Origin of the sequence: Actinomadura macrotermitis, from assembly GCF_009604375.1 — a bacterium.
Classification (GTDB): Bacteria; Actinomycetota; Actinomycetes; order Streptosporangiales; family Streptosporangiaceae; genus Spirillospora; species Spirillospora macrotermitis.
The window spans coordinates 102,546-117,902 of sequence record NZ_WEGH01000007.1; the positions used below are offsets into that span (position 1 = coordinate 102,546).

A 15,357-nucleotide genomic window follows, 5' to 3' on the forward strand; every position below is an offset into this window, starting at 1 on the left:
GGAGAACTCCCTTCTAACCCCTAGCGGACCCCTAAGAGACCGCCTCGAAGAACCGTTCGGCCAGGGATTTGCGGTCGGCTTTCCCGTTCGCGGTGACCGGCAGATCCGACAGCACGCGCAGGTCCCGCGGCGCCATGTAGGCGGGCAGGGTCTCCAGGCAGAAGGCCCGCAGTTCGACCAGGCTGACCGGGTCCTCGCCGGGCTTCATGACCACGAACGCGCTCAGCTCGGCCTGGCCGTCGGCCCGTGGCGGCAGCAGCACGACGGCCGCCGCGACCCGGGGGTGCTCCTGGATCCTGCGCTCGACCTCGCCGAGCTCGACCCGGTTGCCGCGGACCTGCACCTGGGAGTCGGCGCGCCCGCAGAAGTAGAGCTCGCCGGTGGCGCCGCGGTAGGCGAGGTCGCCGGTGCGCAGGACCCGCTGCCCGCTCGCGGGGTTGAGCGGGTCGGGCACCAGGGCGTTCGCGGTGGCCTCCGGGTCGTCCCAGTAGCCCGAGAACAGGGCGGGGCTGCGCAGATAGATCTGCCCGGTGACGCCGACCTCGCGGATCGGCCGGCCGTCCTCGTCGTGGATCGTCCACTCGGCGCCGGCGTGGGCGTGGCCGATGGACAGCCGCTCGAGGTCATCGGGGAGCGGCTCGGGGACGTCGGTGAAGGACGCCGCCATCGACTCGGTGGCCCCGTAGCAGTTGATGACGCGCCGCCCCGGCAGCAGCCGCTGGAACTCGCGCAGCTCCGCCAGCGGGAACTCCTCGCCGGTGAAGAACACCCGCCGCACCAGCTCCAGCGACGCCAGCTCCGCGGGCTCGTGCCGGATCAGCATGCGCCAGATCGACGGCACCCCCTGGACGTGGGTCACCTCGGCCTCCCGCAGGAAGCCGGCGAAGCGGCGCGGCCAGTCGAGCCGTTCGCGGGGCACCGGGACGACGGTCGCGCCGCGGCTCAGCGTCATCGCGAGGCCGCCGAGGCACAGGTCGAAGTGGAAGGGCGCGGCGATCGCGACCCGGTCGTCGGGGTCGACCACGTTCTGGGCGTGCAGCCCGTCGTAGAAGGCGATGTTGGCGCGATGGCTCATCACCACGCCCTTGGGCCGGCCGGTCGTACCCGAGGTGAAGATCAGGTAGGCGGGGTCGGTGCCGACCGGCCGCCGGCGGTGCCGGTCCCGGGGGGCGGGCGCCCGCTCGACGGTCAGTCCGCCGGGCCCGAAGACGCCGGTGCCGACCTCCTGCGGCAGCCCCTCCCTGACACCGCCCTCGGCCGCGAGGAACAGCGCGGGACGGGCCAGTTCCACGATCGTCAGCAGGCGCTTGTCGGGGGTGTCGGGGCTGACCGGGATGAAGGGCAGGCCGAGCGTCGCGCAGGCCAGCAGGGCGGCGATGGCCGAACCGCTGGTGTGCGCCTCGACGATGACCCGGTCGCCGACCTCCAGGTCGAGCCGGTCCAGAGCCGCCGCGTAGGCGTCGGTCCGCTCCGTCAGCTCCCGGTAGCTGAGCGGCCGCGGCACGCCCTCGGCGTCGACCTCGACGACCGCGGCCTTGTCCGGGGTGGTGAGCCCGGCGGCCAGCAGGTAGTCGCGGAAGTTGTCGACCGGGTAGGGGCGGGCGGTCACCGTAGCTCGCGGACGGTGGCCCACAGCGCGCCCGGGGCGGCGAAGTTCTCCGCGTTCAGCGCGTCGTCGACGAACTTGACGGCGTAGACGCGCTCCAGCTTCGACAGCAGTTCGACCGTGCCCATCGAGTCGAGGCCGAAGTCGCGCAGGCTCAGGTCGGCCTCGAGCGGGCCGTCGGCCGCCAGGAACGGCAGATGCTGGCGCAGAATGCTCTCGAACTGTTCATCCCACATCGCTACCTCGGTGTCCTCAGGGTCCGGCGGATGGTTGCGGATCGTCATCGAGCCAACCTGCGCCGCAGCCCCGGCACAACCCCTACCCGACCCTGCTCCGCGGGGTTCGGTCGCCGTCAGATCTCCAGCCGGACCAGGCTGAGGGCGCACAGCTCCTCGATCCACACCTCCATGGACGCCCGGGTGTAGGCGGGATCGGTGTCCCAGGTCTCGGCGAGCAGGTCGGCCGCCTGACGGGAGTCGCCGTCGTGCTGGACGAGGGCGACCCACATGGCGGCGGCCGCCGGCTCGCCCGTGTAGTCGGCGCCCGTCACCTCGCAGAACAGCCGCAGACTCCCGTCGCGGAGCAGGGTGACCTCCACCTCGGACTTCAGCCGGACGCGCATCCGTCCGCCTTTCCTGAACCGGTCGTCGTCATGACTCAAGTCTGACAAGACGTCAAAGGTCGAGCAATGGCCTTGGCGCACCCCTAGTAGGGGTGCGTCGAAAGCACCCCTACCCGGTCGCCGCGGATCCTCTGCCGAGGTAGGCGAGGACGGCGCGCACCCGCCGGTTGTCGCTGTCGGAGGGGGGCAGGCCGAGCTTGGCGAAGATGTTGGCGATGTGCTTGGCGACCGCGCGGCCGCTGACCCTCATGTGCTGGGCGATGCCGGAGTTGGACAGGCCCTCCGCCATGAGCTCCAGGACGGTCCGCTCCCGGGCCGTCAGCCGGGCGAGCGGTTCGTCGCGGGTCTGGCCGGCCAGCATCCGCGCGATCACCTCCTGGTCCAGGGCGACGCTGCCGGCCGCGACCCGGCGGACCGCGTCGATGAACGGGCCCGACTCCATGACGCGGTCCTTGAGCAGGTAGCCGACGCCGCCCGCCGGGTCGGCGAGCAGCTCACGGGAGTACAGCGGCTCCACGTACTGGGACAGCACCAGCACCGGCAGGCCCGGCACCCTGCGCCGGGCCTCCAGTGCGGCGCGCAGGCCCTCGTCGGTGAAGGTCGGCGGCATCCGCACGTCCACGACGGCGACGTCCGGGCGCTGCCGCAGGAGCTCCTGGAGCAGGTCGGGACCGGTGCCGACGGCCGCGACGATCTCGCAGCCGTGCGTCTCGAGCAGCCGCTCGAGCGCGTATCTCAGGAGGAAGAGGTCCTCGCCGAGGACAACTCGCACGGCAACTCCATCATCACGATCGTCGGCCCGTCCGGGGGACTGTCCAGGGTGAGGTGGCCGCCCAGTGCCCGGAGCCGCTCCTGGACGCCGGCCAGCCCGGTGCCCGCGGCCACGGAGGCGCCGCCGCGGCCGTCGTCGCTGACGGTCAGGTGGAGGCGGCCCGCGCCGTGCCGCAGCCGGATCCGGACCCGCCGGGCGGCGGCGTGCTTGGCGGCGTTGGCCAGGACCTCGGCGACGGCGAAGTAGGCGGCGGCCTCCACCGGCGGGTCCAGCCGGCCGTCCAGTTCCGCGACGACGGCGACGTCCAGCGGGCTGTCCTGGGCGAGGGACTGTACGGCGGCGCCGAGCCCGCGGTCGGCGAGCACCGGCGGGTGGATGCCGCGGACGAGGTCGCGCAGCTCGCTGAGGGCCGTCGCGGACGCCTGCCGGGCCTCGGTCAGCAGCAGCCTGGCCTTGGCCGGGTCGCGTTCCAGGAGCTGTTCGACGGCGTCCAGGCTCATGCCCATCGCGACGAGCCTGGCCTGGGCGCCGTCGTGCAGATCCCGTTCGATCCGGCGCAGCTCGGCCTGCTGGCCGCCGGAGACGCGCGGGCGCGGCTCGGGTGCGAGCCCTGCCATCGGCGCCAGCAGCACCCGGGTCCACCGGGCGTGCACGCCGAGCAGCCGTTCGGCGTTCCGGACGGCCGCCACCAGGATCACCGCCCCGAGCGGTACGCATACCCAGGCGGCGGTCCGGTTCGTGACGTGGATCCCGACGTACCAGTCGCGGAAGCCGTGCGGGTGGAAGTTCTCCCAGAGCACCGGCATCACGATGCCCTCCACCCCGTACAGCAGCAGGGCGGCGGGCAGCACCGCGAGCACGCTGCCGATCACCGGGTCGGCCAGCGACCAGATCAGATCGCGGTAGGTCGCGATGTCGAGCAGCACGTACCGGCAGCGTTCGATCTGCCCGACGAGGCCGGTCTTGAAGCGGGGCACCGGGGCGTACGGCTCGGGGATGTCGACCCCGCTCCACGCCCGCGCCCGGTGCCGGGAGATCCGGGCGACGAGGCGCATCCCCGCCACCGCCCCGGGCACGAGGAAGATCCCGGCGAACGCCGGCAGCAGGGCGAGCGCGGTGACCGTCCAGACGAAGGCGGCGAGCTGCGCGAAGCCCAGCGCGAACAGGGACAGCCCGCGGCCCGCCGCGGTGAGCGCGCTGCGGATCATCAGCCGGCTCCGTGCTGGTCGGCGAGGTCGAGGACCCGGTCGAGGACGGCGATGCCGTCGGCGGCCTCGGCGGCCGTCAGGGTGCACGGCGGCGTCACGTGGACGCGGTTGCCGCCGGCCAGGACCCACAGGCCCTGGGACCGGCAGGCCGCCAGCAGCTCCAGCATCGGCCGGTTCGCCGCGCCCGCCGCGCCGTAGGGGACGAGCGGTTCCCGGGTGGCGCGGTCCTTGACGAGCTCGACCGCCCAGAACGCGCCGATCCCGCGGACGTCGCCGACCGACGGGTGGGAGCCCGCGAGCGCGCGCAGGCCGGGGCCGAGCACCTCGCCGCCCAGGCGGCCGGCGTTCCCGATGACGTCCTCCTCGGCCATCGCCTCGATGGCCGCCTCCGCCGCGGCGCAGGCCAGCGGATGCCCCGAGTAGGTGTGGCCGCCCGGGTAGGCGCGCTCGGCGAACGTGTCGTAGACCGGCTGGGAGACGATGACGCCGCCGAGCGGGACGTAGCCGGAGTTCACGCCCTTGGCGAAGGTGACCAGATCGGGTACGACGCCCCAGTGGTCGAAGGCGAACCAGGCGCCGGTCCGGCCGAAGCCGCACATGACCTCGTCGAGGACCAGCAGCAGGCCGTACCGGTCGCACAGCTCGCGGACCCCGGCGAGGTAGCCGTCCGGAGGGACGAGCAGCCCCGACCCGCCGATGACGGTCTCCATGACGATCGCCGCGATCGTCGCCGGCCCCTCCAGTTCGATCAGGTCGCGCAGGTGGGTGAGCGCCCGTTCGCACTCCTCCGGCTCGGTCGTGGCGTGGAACGCCGACCGGTAGAGGTAGGGGCCGAAGAAGTGGCGGACCAGCGGGTCGGCGTGGCCGGCGGCGTCGTTGGGGATGCGCCGCTGGTCGCCGGTGAGGCCGATGGCCGTGCCGGTGGAGCCGTGGTAGGAGCGGTAGGGGGCGAGGACCTTGGGACGGCCGGTGTGCAGCCGGGCCATCCGGACCGCGTTCTCGACGGCCTCCGCGCCGCTGTTGGTGAACATCACCCGGTCCAGCCCGGCCGGGGCGCGTTCGGCGATCAGCCGGGCGGCCCGGCCGCGCACGTCGTTGGCGACGTGCGGGCTGATCGTGCACAGCAGGCCGGCCTGCCGCCGGATCGCCGCGACGACCCGCGGATGCTGGTGGCCGATGTTCACGTTGGCGAGCTGGGCGGAGAAGTCGAGGTAGCGGTTGCCCTCGAAGTCCCAGAAGTAGGAGCCCTCCGCGCCGGCCACCGGGAGCGGATCGATGAGGCTCTGCGCCGACCAGGAGTGGAAGACGTGCGCCCGGTCGTCCTCGTGAACTTGCTTGCCCAGCTCAGCGCCGGCCGTCATGGGTGGTCTCCTTCGGAGATGGGGTGGGAACAGGGGTGGGGACGGCGATCGCCGTCATCGCGAGACCGGCCCCGACCAGCCAGCGGCCCCGAAGCGGCGGGCCGAGGACGGCCGGCACTCCGGGCACGAGGATGCGGGCGGTGAAGGTGCCGTCGCGCTCGAACGCCAGGTCCGCGCCCTCGAAGGCGAGCGGCCGGCCGGTGAGGGGGAACCAGGTCTTGTAGACCGATTCCTTGGCGCTGAACAGCAGCCGGTCCCAGCTGATCGACGGATCGGCCGCCGACAGGTTCCGCAGGCGGGCGGCCTCGCCGGGCAGGGCGATCGCGTCCAGGACGCCGCCGGGAAGCGGGGCGTGCGGCTCGGCGTCGATGCCGAGCGCCGCGACCTCCCCGGCGGACGCGACGGCCGCGGCGTGGTAGCCGGCGCAGTGGGTGATGCTGCCGTTGACCCCGGCCGGCCAGGCGGGGGCGCCGCGTTCGCCGGGCAGCAGCGGAGCGGCGGGCACACCGAGCTTCGCCATCGCGTCGTGGGCGCAGCCGCGGGCGGCGGTGAACTCGCGGCGCCGCTTGTCGACGGCGCGTGCGATCACCGCCCGCTCCTCGGGGAACAGCCAGGTGTCGGTGCGGGCGTCGCCGAAGGCCTCGACCGCCACGACGGCCTCCGGGACGATCCGTTCGATCATGCCGGATCGCCGGGGAACACGCGGTGCAGCCGGCGCGGCCGCTGCGGCCAGCGCCGGGACTCGCGCGGGTAGCCGACCGACACCTCCTCGAACCGGACGCCGTCCACGACGAGGCTGCGGGGGATGTGCAGATGGCCGTAGACCGCGGCCTTCGCCCGGAACTTCACATGCCACTGCGCGGTGCGTTCGGTGCCGCACCACAGCGAGAACTCGGGGTGCGTCAGGATGTCGGTGGGCTCTCGCACCAGCGGCCAGTGGCTGACCAGGACGGTCGGCAGATCGGGATCGAGATCGCCGAGCCGGCGCTCGGTCTCCTCGATCCGGGCGCGGCTCCAGTCCTCGCGGGTGGGGTAGGGGTCGGGGTGCAGGAGGATCTCGTCGGTGCAGACGACCCCGGCGTCGTAGGCGAGCCGCAGCGCGTGCGCCTTCGAGCGGCTTCCGGCCGGCAGGAAGCTGTAGTCGTAGAGGGTGAACAGCGGGGCGACGACCACGGGACCGCCCGCGCCCGTCCACACCGGGTAGGGGTCCTCGGGGGTGAGCACGCCGAGGCGGCGGCACTCCGCGACGAGGTGGTCGTAGCGGGCGGCGCCGCGCAGCGGCACCGGGTCCGTCGGCGGGGTCCACAGCTCGTGGTTGCCGGGCGTCCACACCACGGTGGCGAACCGCTCGCTGAGCGTCCGCAACGCCCACACGACGTCCTCGGCGAACTCGCCGACGTCGCCGGCGACGAGCAGCCAGTCGGCCCCGGTCGAGGGGCGGAGCGACTCCACGAGCCGCCGGTTCTCCTCGTGGCCGACGTGCAGGTCGCTGATCGCGTACAGGGCGGGCTCAGACATGGGCGCGCAGCACCGCGGAGAGCCGCTCGATGGTCGCGGCCGGCCGGGCGCTCAGATAGAAGTGGCCGCCCTCGAACACCTCCATCCCGAAGCCGCCGGTGGTGTGCCCGGCCCAGGCGCGCGCCTCGTCCATGGTGACGTGCGGATCGCTGTCGCCGACGAACACCGTCACCGGGCACGGCACGGTCGTGCCCGCCGGGCAGCGGTAGGTCTCGATCGCCTGGTAGTCGGCGCGGATCGCCGGCAGGAACAGCCGCAGCAGCTCGTCGTCCTGGAGCAGGCTCGGGTCGGTGCCGCTGAGCCGCTTCAGCTCGGCGATGACGCCGGCCTCGTCCCGCCGGTGCACCGACTCGTCGCGGGGCGTCGACGGCGCCCGCCGCCCGGAGGCGACCAGCGCCACCGGCGGCCGGTCCATCCGCCGGGCCACCTCGAACGCCAGGGACGCGCCCATGCTGTGCCCGAAGAACACCAGCCGGTCGTCCTGCCAGGGGAGCAGCGCCTCGTGGACGGCGTCGGCCAGCAGGCCGAGGTCGGTGAAGGGCGTCTCGTGCCGGCGGTCCTGGCGTCCGGGGTACTGGACGGCCAGCACCTCCACCTTCTGCGCGAGGTCCGCCGAGCGGCTCAGCGCGGTGGAGACGGGGAAGTAGTAGGTGGCGGAGCCGCCCGCGTGCGGAAAGCACACCAGCCGGACGGCGGCCTCCGGCACCGGGTGGAAACGCCTGATCCAGGTGTCGCTCTCGGTGGGGCCGGTCATCGCCGTCAACTCCTCATCCCGGCGGAGTCCGCTCGACCCGCCCGATGTCATCTCCCGGTCACTTCCGGGCCAATGCTGGCAACGGCGCGACGCGCGGCACCACCCCTACCGGCCCCTGCAATCGCGGCGATAGGGGTGGCGCGCGTGCTTTTGTGGGGTGCGCGGTCCTTGGCGCGGCAAGAGTCCCCCGGATTCAATCGAATGCGACCAGTCAGGTCATTTCCATAAATAGCGGGAGGTATGGTGACCGAGGTCGTGGACGTCGGGGCGGAGCGCGACGCCGCCGCCGACATCGAGGACACGCGGTTCAAGGCGGCGGAGCTGCGGGCGCTGCGGGAGCAGGCGCTGGCGGGGCCGTCCGAGCGGGCGACCGAGCAGCAGCGCGCCCGCGGCAAGCTGACCGTCCGGGAGCGTGTCGAGCTGCTCTTCGACCCGGGCACGTTCCGGGAGATCGAGCGGTTCCGCCGGCACCGGGCCTCCGGGTTCGGCCTTGAGGACCGCCGCCCGCACACCGACGGGGTGGTGACGGGCTGGGGCGAGGTCCACGGCCGCACCGTCTTCGCCTACGCGCACGACTTCCGCATCTTCGGCGGCTCGCTGGGCGAGGCCCACGCCGCGAAGATCCACAAGCTGATGGACCTGGCGGCGGCCGCGGGGGCCCCGCTGGTCAGCCTGAGCGACGGGGCCGGCGCCCGGATCCAGGAGGGCGTCACCGCGCTCGCCGGCTACGGCGGCATCTTCCGCCGCAACGTCGCCTCCTCCGGGGTGATCCCGCAGATCAGCGTCGTCCTCGGCCCCTGCGCGGGCGGCGCCACCTACTCGCCCGCCCTCACCGACTTCGTCTTCATGGTGCGGGACATCTCCCAGATGTACATCACCGGCCCCGACGTCGTGCAGTCGGTGACCGGCGAGGTGATCTCGCACGACGAGCTGGGCGGCGCCGCCGTGCACGCCTCGGTCTCCGGCGTGGCGTCGATCGCCTGCGACACCGAGGAGGAGTGCCTGGAGGAGGTGCGGTACCTGCTGTCGCTGCTGCCCGCCAACAACCGGGAGCTGCCGCCCGCGGTGGCCCCGTCCGACAGCCCCGCCCGGCGGGTCGAAGCCCTGCTGGACCTGGTGCCGGCCGACCCGAGCCGCGCCTATGACATGCGGCTGGTCATCGAGGAGATCGTCGACGACGGCGAGATGATGGAGGTGCACGCCACCTGGGCGACCAACATCATCTGCACGCTGGCCCGGCTCGACGGCCACGTCGTGGGGATCGTCGCCAACCAGCCTTACTCCCAGGCCGGGGTCCTGGACATCCACTCCTCGGAGAAGGCGGCGCGGTTCGTCCAGATGTGCGACGCCTTCAGCATCCCGCTGGTCACCCTGGTGGACGTGCCGGGCTTCCTGCCGGGCCGCGACCAGGAGCACGGCGGGATCATCCGGCACGGCGCCAAGCTGCTGTACGCCTACTGCAACGCGACCGTCCCGCGCGTCCAGGTGATCCTCCGCAAGGCCTACGGAGGCGCCTACATCGTCATGGACTCGCGGTCGATCGGCTGCGACCTGTCGTTCGCGTGGCCGACCAACGAGATCGCCGTGATGGGCGCCGAGGGCGCCGCCAACGTGGTGTTCCGCCGGGAGATCGCCGCGGCCGACGATCCCGCCGCGGCCCGCGCGCAGCGCATCAAGGAGTACAAGAAAGAGCTGATGCACCCCTACTACGCCGCCGAACGCGGCCTGGTGGACGAGGTCATCGACCCCGCCGACACCCGCGCCGCCCTCATCGACGCGCTCGGCGCGCTCCGGCACAAGGAAGCGGCCCTGCCGTCCCGCAAGCACGGAAACCTCCCGATGTGATGGCGGGACCCGAACCGGACGGCGCGAGCCCGCTGCTGCGCGTCGTCGCCGGAGCCCCCGACGCGGCGGAACTGGCGGCCGTGACGGTCGCGATCCTCGCGCTGCTGCGCGGACGGGCGGAGTCCGCGGCGCGTCCCGCGCCGGCGCGGCCGGCGGGCTGGCGCCGACCGGCCGGCTACCGCCCACCGGGCGCCTGGTCGTCCCGCTGAGGCCCAGACCTAGGGGCGAGCTAGGGGTTGGTGGCCCCATTCCCGATAACTAGCTTGATGGTGATCGTCTTGCGTGGCGACATTCGACCGGGGTGGCTTTTGTGAGCAACGAGGAAAAGCTTCTCGACTATTTGAAGAGGGCGACCGCGGATCTGCGGGACGCGCGAAAGCGCCTCGCGGAGAAGGAAAAGCGGGAATTCGCCCCCATCGCCATCGTGGGGATGGCGTGCCGCTATCCGGGCGGCGTCGCCACTCCGGAGGACCTGTGGCGCCTGGTGGCCGCCGGGACGGACGCGGTGGCCCCGTTCCCCGCCGACCGCGGCTGGGACCTCGCCGGGCTCTACGACCCCGAACCCGGCAAGCCAGGCAAGAGCGTGACGCGCGAGGGCGGCTTCCTCTACGACGCCGCCGACTTCGACGCCGACTTCTTCGGCATCTCGCCGCGCGAGGCCGTCGAGACCGACCCGCAGCAGCGGCTGCTGCTGGAGGCGTCCTGGGAGGCCCTGGAGCGGGCGGGCATCGACCCGACCTCCCTGAAGGGCAGCCCGACGGGGGTCTTCGCCGGGGTGATGTACCACGACTACGCCGACAGCAGCAGCGGCGGCAGCCTCGTCTCCGGCCGGGTCGCCTACACCCTCGGCCTGGAGGGGCCGGCCGTCACCGTCGACACCGCGTGCTCGTCGTCGCTGGTGGCGCTGCACCTGGCCGCGCAGGCGCTGCGCTCGGGGGAGTGCTCGCTCGCGCTGGCGGGCGGGGTGACCGTCATGAGCACGCCCGACATGTACGTCTACTTCAACACCCAGCGCGGTCTGGCGGCCGACGGCCGGTGCAAGGCGTTCTCCGCGTCCGCCGACGGCATGGGCTGCTCCGAAGGCGTGGGCGTGCTGCTGCTGGAGCGGCTGGACGACGCCCGCCGCCTCGGCCACCCGGTGCTGGCCGTCGTCCGGGGCAGCGCACTCAACCAGGACGGCGCCTCCAACGGACTGACCGCGCCCAACGGGCCGTCCCAGCGGCGGGTCATCCGGGCGGCGCTGGCCAACGCCCGGCTGACCGCCGACCAGGTCGACGCCGTCGAGGCCCACGGCACCGGCACCGCGCTCGGTGACCCGATCGAGGCGCAGGCGCTGCTGGCGACCTACGGCCGGGACCGCCCCGAGGGGTTCCCGCTGTGGCTGGGCTCGATCAAGTCGAACCTGGGGCACACCCAGGCCGCCGCCGGCGTCGCCGGAGTGATCAAGATGGTCGAGGCGATCCGGCACGGCGCGCTGCCCAGGACCCTGCACGCCGACGAGCCGACCCCGCAGGTGGACTGGACCGAGGGCGACGTCCGGCTGCTCACCGAGGAGCGGGCGTGGCCGGAGACGGGGCGTCCGCGCCGGGCCGGGGTGTCGTCGTTCGGGCTGAGCGGCACCAACGCGCACGTGATCATCGAGGAGGCTCCGCCCGCCGAGGAGCCCGCCGAGGACGGCGGCCCGGTGCCGCCGGGCGCGGTCGCGTGGACGCTTTCGGCCAAGAGCCCGGCCGCGCTGCGGGCGCAGGCGGCCCGCCTGGCGGACGCGCTCGACCCGTCCGCCGAACCGGCCGACGTCGCCTTCTCCCTGGCCACCGGCCGCGCCGCCCTGGAGCACCGCGCCGTCATCGTGGGGGAGGAGCCGGCCGGGCTGCTGGCCGGGCTGGCCGCGCTCGCCGCGGGAGACCCCGCCCCCGGCCTGACCGTGGACGCCGCCCAGGAGGGCCTCGTGGCCTTCCTGTTCTCCGGGCAGGGCAGCCAGCGGGCCGGAATGGGCCGGGAGCTGTCCACCGCGCACCCGGTGTTCGCCGAGGCCTTCGACGCGGTCTGCGCCGCTCTGGACCCGCTGCTGGACCGGCCGCTGCGCGAGGTCGCCTGGGACGACGCCGACGCCCTGGACCAGACGGTCTACACCCAGGCGGGCCTGTTCGCGTTCGAGGTGGCGCTGTACCGGCTGGTGGAGTCGTGGGGCGTCCGCCCCGACCACCTGGCCGGGCACTCGATCGGCGAGATCGCCGCGGCGCACGTCGCCGGGGTGTTCTCGCTGGCCGACGCCGCCCGGCTCGTCGCCGCCCGCGGCCGCCTCATGCAGGCCCTTCCGCCCGGCGGCGCGATGGCCGCCATCGAGGCCACCGAGGCCGAGACGGCTCCACTGCTCGGCGGCGGGGCCGGCATCGCCGCGGTGAACGGCCCCCGGTCGGTCGTGGTCTCCGGCGACGACGCCGCCGTCACGAAGATCATGGAGGTCTTCGCCGCGCAGGGCCGCAAGACGACCCGGCTGCGCGTCTCGCACGCCTTCCACTCGGCGCTGATGGACCCGATGCTGGCGGAGTTCCGGCGGGTCGCCGAGTCCGTGGCCTACGGGCGCCCGGGCCTCCCGGTGATCTCCCTCGTGACGGGCGCGCCGGCCGCTCCGGAGGAGCTGGGCTCGGCCGACCACTGGGTGCGGCACGTCCGGGAGGCCGTCCGGTTCGCCGACGGGGTCCGGGCGCTGGCGGAGGCGGGGGTGACCCGGTTCGCCGAGATCGGCCCCGACGGGGTGCTGGCGGCCCTCGCCCAGCAGAGCGCCGACGCGGGCGGCCTCCGGTTCGTGCCGCTGCAGCGCCGCGACCGCCCCGAGCGGACCGCCCTGCTCGACGGCCTTGGCCGGCTGCACGCCGCCGGGACGCCGGTGCGCTGGGGGACGGTCTTCGCCGGGGCGGGCCGCGTCGACCTGCCGACCTACGCCTTCCAGAAGCAGCGGTTCTGGGCGGCCGCGCCGGCCGCGGCGGGCGACCCGGCCGCGCTCGGCCTCGCCGCCGCCGACCACCCGCTGCTCGACGCCGTCCTGGATCTGCCCGACGGCGACGGGGCCGTGCTGACGGGCTCCCTGTCGGCCGACCGGCAGCCGTGGCTCGCCGACCACGACCTGCTCGGCGTTCCGCTGCTGCCGACCGCCGCGTTCGTGGAACTGGCGCTGCACGCCGGCGAGCGGTTCGGGCTGCCGGCCGTCGCCGACCTGGCCGTGCATAGCCCGCTGCTCCTGCCCGAGGAGGGGAGCGTCGCGGTCCAGGTCGTGGTGCGCGCCGCCGACGAGGCGGGCCGCCGCCGCTATAGCGTGCGCTCCCGCCGGACCGGCGCGGACGGCTGGACCACGCACGCCACCGGCACCCTGTCCCCCGACGCCGCCGAGCCGTCCTTCGAGTTCCCGGTCTGGCCGCCCGCGGGGGCCGTCCCGGTGGACGTCGAGGACGCCTACGACCGGCTCCTGGCCCGGGGGCACGGCTACGGGCCCGCCCTGCAGGGCCTGCGCGCGGCCTGGCGCGCGGGCGCGACCCTGTTCGCCGAGATCGTGCTGGAGGAGTCGACCGCGACGGACGGCTTCGGCGCCCACCCGGCGCTGCTCGACGCGGCCCTGCACGCCGCCGCCCTCGACCTGGACGGCGGCCGGCTCCTGCCCACCGCCTGGACGGGGGTGGCCCGGCACGGCACGGCCGCCGGCACGGCCCGGGTCAGGATCGACGCCGGCCCCGAGGGCGCGATCCGGCTGAGCGTCGCCGACGGCGATGGCCTGCCCGTGCTGTCGGCCGCCTCGGTGGCCCGCGGCGAACTCTCCCTCGATCCGCCGGAGGGCGGGGCTCGCGACCTGTACCGGGTGGACTGGGCTCCGGCCGCGCGGACGCCGGCCGCCGAGGGCCGCTGGGCCGTGCTCGGCGCCGACCCCCTCGGCCTGGCCGCCCCGCTCTTCCCCGATCTGGCCGCGCTCGCCGACGGCGGCTTCGACCGGGTGGTGCTGCCCTGCCCCGCCCCCTCCGGTGACGCCCCCGAGCAGGTCAGGGCGGCGGTGAACGCGATGCTGGAGACCGTCCGGGAGTGGCTGGCCGACGACCGGTTCGCCGCCGCGAAGCTCGCGGTCGTGCTCCGCGACGGCGACCTGGGCGAAGCGCCCGTCTGGGGGCTGCTGCGGGCCGCCGAGGCCGAGAACCCCGGCCGGTTCGCCCTGATCGCCTGGGACGGCGGCCCCGGCCCGCTGGACCTCGCGCTGGCCTCCGATGAGCCCGAACTCGCCGTCCGCGGCGGCGCCCTCCAGGTCTCCCGGCTGCGCAGGATCACCGCCGAGCCCGCCCCGGCCGGCTTCGCGCCCGGCGGCACGGTGCTCATCACCGGCGGCACCAGCGGCCTGGGCGCGCTCGTCGCCCGGCATCTGGTCGTCCGGCACGGGGTGCGCGGCCTGCTCCTCACCAGCCGCCGCGGTCTCGACGCGCCCGGCGCGGCCGAACTCGCCGCCGAGCTGGCCGCCCTGGGCGCCGACGTGGAGATCGCCGCCTGCGACGTCGCCGACCGCGCGGCCGTCGCCGGGCTGCTGGCGGGCCGGAGCCTCACCGCGGTGATCCACTCGGCGGGCGTGCTCGACGACGGCGTCATCGCCTCGCTCACCGCCGACCGGATGGACCGGGTGCTGCGCCCCAAGCTCGACGGCGCCTGGCATCTGCACCAGCTGACCCTCGGCATGGACCTGTCGGCGTTCGTGCTGTTCTCCTCGGTCGCCGGCACTCTGGGCGGCCCCGGCCAGGCGAACTACTCGGCGGCCAACGCCTGGCTCGACGCGCTGGCCCGGCACCGTCAGGGGCAGGGCCTGCCCGGGACGTCCGTGGCGTTCGGGCCGCTGGTCGACGTCGGCGGTATGGCCGACCGGCTCGGCGAAGCCGACGTGGAGCGTCTGCGCCGCACCGGGATGCCCGCGCTGGAACCGGCGGAGGGCCTCGCCCTGTTCGACGCCGCGCTGGGCGGGGCCGAGCCCGTCCCGGTGGCGGTCCGGCTCGACCCCGCGGTCCTGCGGACCCAGCCGGTGGTGCAGGCGATGCTCCGCGGCCTGGTCCGGGTACCGGCCCGCCGGTCCGGCGGCGACGGCTCGGCCCTGCTGCGCAAGCTGGCCGGGCTCTCCGGACCCGACCGCGACCGGATCCTGCTGGAGCTGGTACGCGCCCAGGTCGCCCGGGTCCTCGGCCACGGCGGCGGCGCCGCGGTCGACCCGGACCGGGCGTTCAACGAGCTGGGCTTCACCTCGCTCACCGCGGTCGAGCTGCGCAACGCCCTCAACGGCGAGAGCGGCCTGCGGCTGCCGAGCACCCTGGTCTTCGACCATCCGACGGCCCGCGCGGTCGCCCGCCACCTCGCGGAGTCGCTGGACTCCGCCGACGGTGCCGACGAGGCGCAGCGGCTGATCGGCGAGGTCGACCGGCTCGAAGCCTCCTTCAGCGCCCTTGCTCCAGAGGACGCCACCCGCGCACTGGTCACCGCCCGCCTGGAAGCGCTCCTGCGCAGATGGCGCGACCCGTCGGGACCCGTTCCGTCGGAGGACCCCGTGGCCGACCTCGAGTCGGCGACCGACGGCGAACTCTTCGAGGTCCTCGAAAGGGAGCTGGGACTTTCCTAGCGCCGCCTCGCACCAGCTCTGCGACGACCCCGGTAT

General features: G+C 74.4%; 12 protein-coding genes and 1 pseudogene. 4 read left to right on the plus strand and 9 right to left on the minus strand.

Annotated features, from left to right (window positions below):
• Positions 1-31 precede the first annotated feature (31 nt).
• The 9 genes from ACRB68_RS39065 to ACRB68_RS39105 all read right to left on the minus strand — a co-directional run bounded on the left by ACRB68_RS39065 (position 32) and on the right by ACRB68_RS39105 (position 7,841).
• Positions 32-1,609: an AMP-binding protein gene (locus tag ACRB68_RS39065; RefSeq protein WP_207709992.1), complete on the minus strand. Its 1,578-nt coding sequence runs from the start codon at positions 1,607-1,609 to the stop codon at positions 32-34.
• Positions 1,606-1,890 carry an acyl carrier protein gene (locus ACRB68_RS39070; RefSeq protein WP_207709993.1) on the minus strand — a complete coding sequence of 95 codons (285 nt, stop codon included), beginning with the start codon at positions 1,888-1,890 and terminating at the stop codon, positions 1,606-1,608. The genes ACRB68_RS39065 and ACRB68_RS39070 overlap by 4 nt, the downstream gene beginning before the upstream one ends.
• A gap of 68 nt (positions 1,891-1,958) precedes the next feature.
• A complete protein-coding gene (locus ACRB68_RS39075; protein WP_153541922.1) occupies positions 1,959-2,228 on the minus strand; it encodes a hypothetical protein in 270 nt (89 codons plus the stop codon).
• A gap of 109 nt (positions 2,229-2,337) precedes the next feature.
• On the minus strand, positions 2,338-3,000 hold the full coding sequence (locus ACRB68_RS39080) for a response regulator transcription factor (RefSeq protein WP_328595321.1): 663 nt from the start codon (positions 2,998-3,000) through the stop codon (positions 2,338-2,340).
• Positions 2,964-4,208 carry a sensor histidine kinase gene (locus ACRB68_RS39085; protein ID WP_153541924.1) on the minus strand — a complete coding sequence of 415 codons (1,245 nt, stop codon included), beginning with the start codon at positions 4,206-4,208 and terminating at the stop codon, positions 2,964-2,966. The genes ACRB68_RS39080 and ACRB68_RS39085 overlap by 37 nt, the downstream gene beginning before the upstream one ends.
• Positions 4,208-5,569: an aspartate aminotransferase family protein gene (locus ACRB68_RS39090; protein ID WP_153541926.1), complete on the minus strand. Its 1,362-nt coding sequence runs from the start codon at positions 5,567-5,569 to the stop codon at positions 4,208-4,210. Before ACRB68_RS39090 ends, ACRB68_RS39085 begins: the two co-directional genes overlap by 1 nt.
• Positions 5,553-6,251: a 4'-phosphopantetheinyl transferase family protein gene (locus ACRB68_RS39095; protein WP_153541927.1), complete on the minus strand. Its 699-nt coding sequence runs from the start codon at positions 6,249-6,251 to the stop codon at positions 5,553-5,555. The genes ACRB68_RS39090 and ACRB68_RS39095 overlap by 17 nt, the downstream gene beginning before the upstream one ends.
• Entirely contained in the window at positions 6,248-7,087 is an 840-nt protein-coding gene (locus ACRB68_RS39100) for a metallophosphoesterase family protein (RefSeq protein WP_153541929.1), read from the minus strand. Before ACRB68_RS39100 ends, ACRB68_RS39095 begins: the two co-directional genes overlap by 4 nt.
• Entirely contained in the window at positions 7,080-7,841 is a 762-nt protein-coding gene (locus ACRB68_RS39105; RefSeq protein ID WP_153541931.1) for a thioesterase II family protein, read from the minus strand. Before ACRB68_RS39105 ends, ACRB68_RS39100 begins: the two co-directional genes overlap by 8 nt.
• Before the next feature lie 240 nt (positions 7,842-8,081).
• Between ACRB68_RS39105 and ACRB68_RS39110 the strand changes: the two genes are divergently transcribed.
• From ACRB68_RS39110 to ACRB68_RS39120, 4 genes and pseudogenes are all read left to right on the plus strand, one after another.
• Entirely contained in the window at positions 8,082-9,686 is a 1,605-nt protein-coding gene (locus ACRB68_RS39110) for an acyl-CoA carboxylase subunit beta (RefSeq protein WP_153541933.1), read from the plus strand.
• Positions 9,686-9,895: an acyl-CoA carboxylase epsilon subunit gene (locus ACRB68_RS39115; protein WP_153541934.1), complete on the plus strand. Its 210-nt coding sequence runs from the start codon at positions 9,686-9,688 to the stop codon at positions 9,893-9,895. The genes ACRB68_RS39110 and ACRB68_RS39115 overlap by 1 nt, the downstream gene beginning before the upstream one ends.
• A gap of 101 nt (positions 9,896-9,996) precedes the next feature.
• Positions 9,997-10,065 (plus strand): annotated as a pseudogene (locus ACRB68_RS42995) (polyketide synthase docking domain-containing protein); the annotation flags it as partial.
• 45 nt (positions 10,066-10,110) lie between these two features.
• Positions 10,111-15,321: a type I polyketide synthase gene (locus tag ACRB68_RS39120; RefSeq protein ID WP_456356043.1), complete on the plus strand. Its 5,211-nt coding sequence runs from the start codon at positions 10,111-10,113 to the stop codon at positions 15,319-15,321.
• Positions 15,322-15,357: the final 36 nt, after the last annotated feature.

Bases quoted from the DNA above. Each gene is read 5' to 3' on its own strand.
- ACRB68_RS39075 (WP_153541922.1), bottom strand. From the start codon at position 2,228: ATGCGCGTCCGGCTGAAGTCCGAGGTGGAGGTCACCCTGCTCCGCGAC.
- ACRB68_RS39095 (WP_153541927.1), bottom strand. From the start codon at position 6,251: ATGATCGAACGGATCGTCCCGGAGGCCGTCGTGGCGGTCGAGGCCTTC.
- ACRB68_RS39115 (WP_153541934.1), top strand. From the start codon at position 9,686: ATGGCGGGACCCGAACCGGACGGCGCGAGCCCGCTGCTGCGCGTCGTC.
- ACRB68_RS39070 (WP_207709993.1), bottom strand. From the start codon at position 1,890: ATGACGATCCGCAACCATCCGCCGGACCCTGAGGACACCGAGGTAGCG.
- ACRB68_RS39090 (WP_153541926.1), bottom strand. From the start codon at position 5,569: ATGACGGCCGGCGCTGAGCTGGGCAAGCAAGTTCACGAGGACGACCGG.
- ACRB68_RS39100 (WP_153541929.1), bottom strand. From the start codon at position 7,087: ATGTCTGAGCCCGCCCTGTACGCGATCAGCGACCTGCACGTCGGCCAC.
- ACRB68_RS39085 (WP_153541924.1), bottom strand. From the start codon at position 4,208: ATGATCCGCAGCGCGCTCACCGCGGCGGGCCGCGGGCTGTCCCTGTTC.
- ACRB68_RS39105 (WP_153541931.1), bottom strand. From the start codon at position 7,841: ATGACCGGCCCCACCGAGAGCGACACCTGGATCAGGCGTTTCCACCCG.
- ACRB68_RS39110 (WP_153541933.1), top strand. From the start codon at position 8,082: ATGGTGACCGAGGTCGTGGACGTCGGGGCGGAGCGCGACGCCGCCGCC.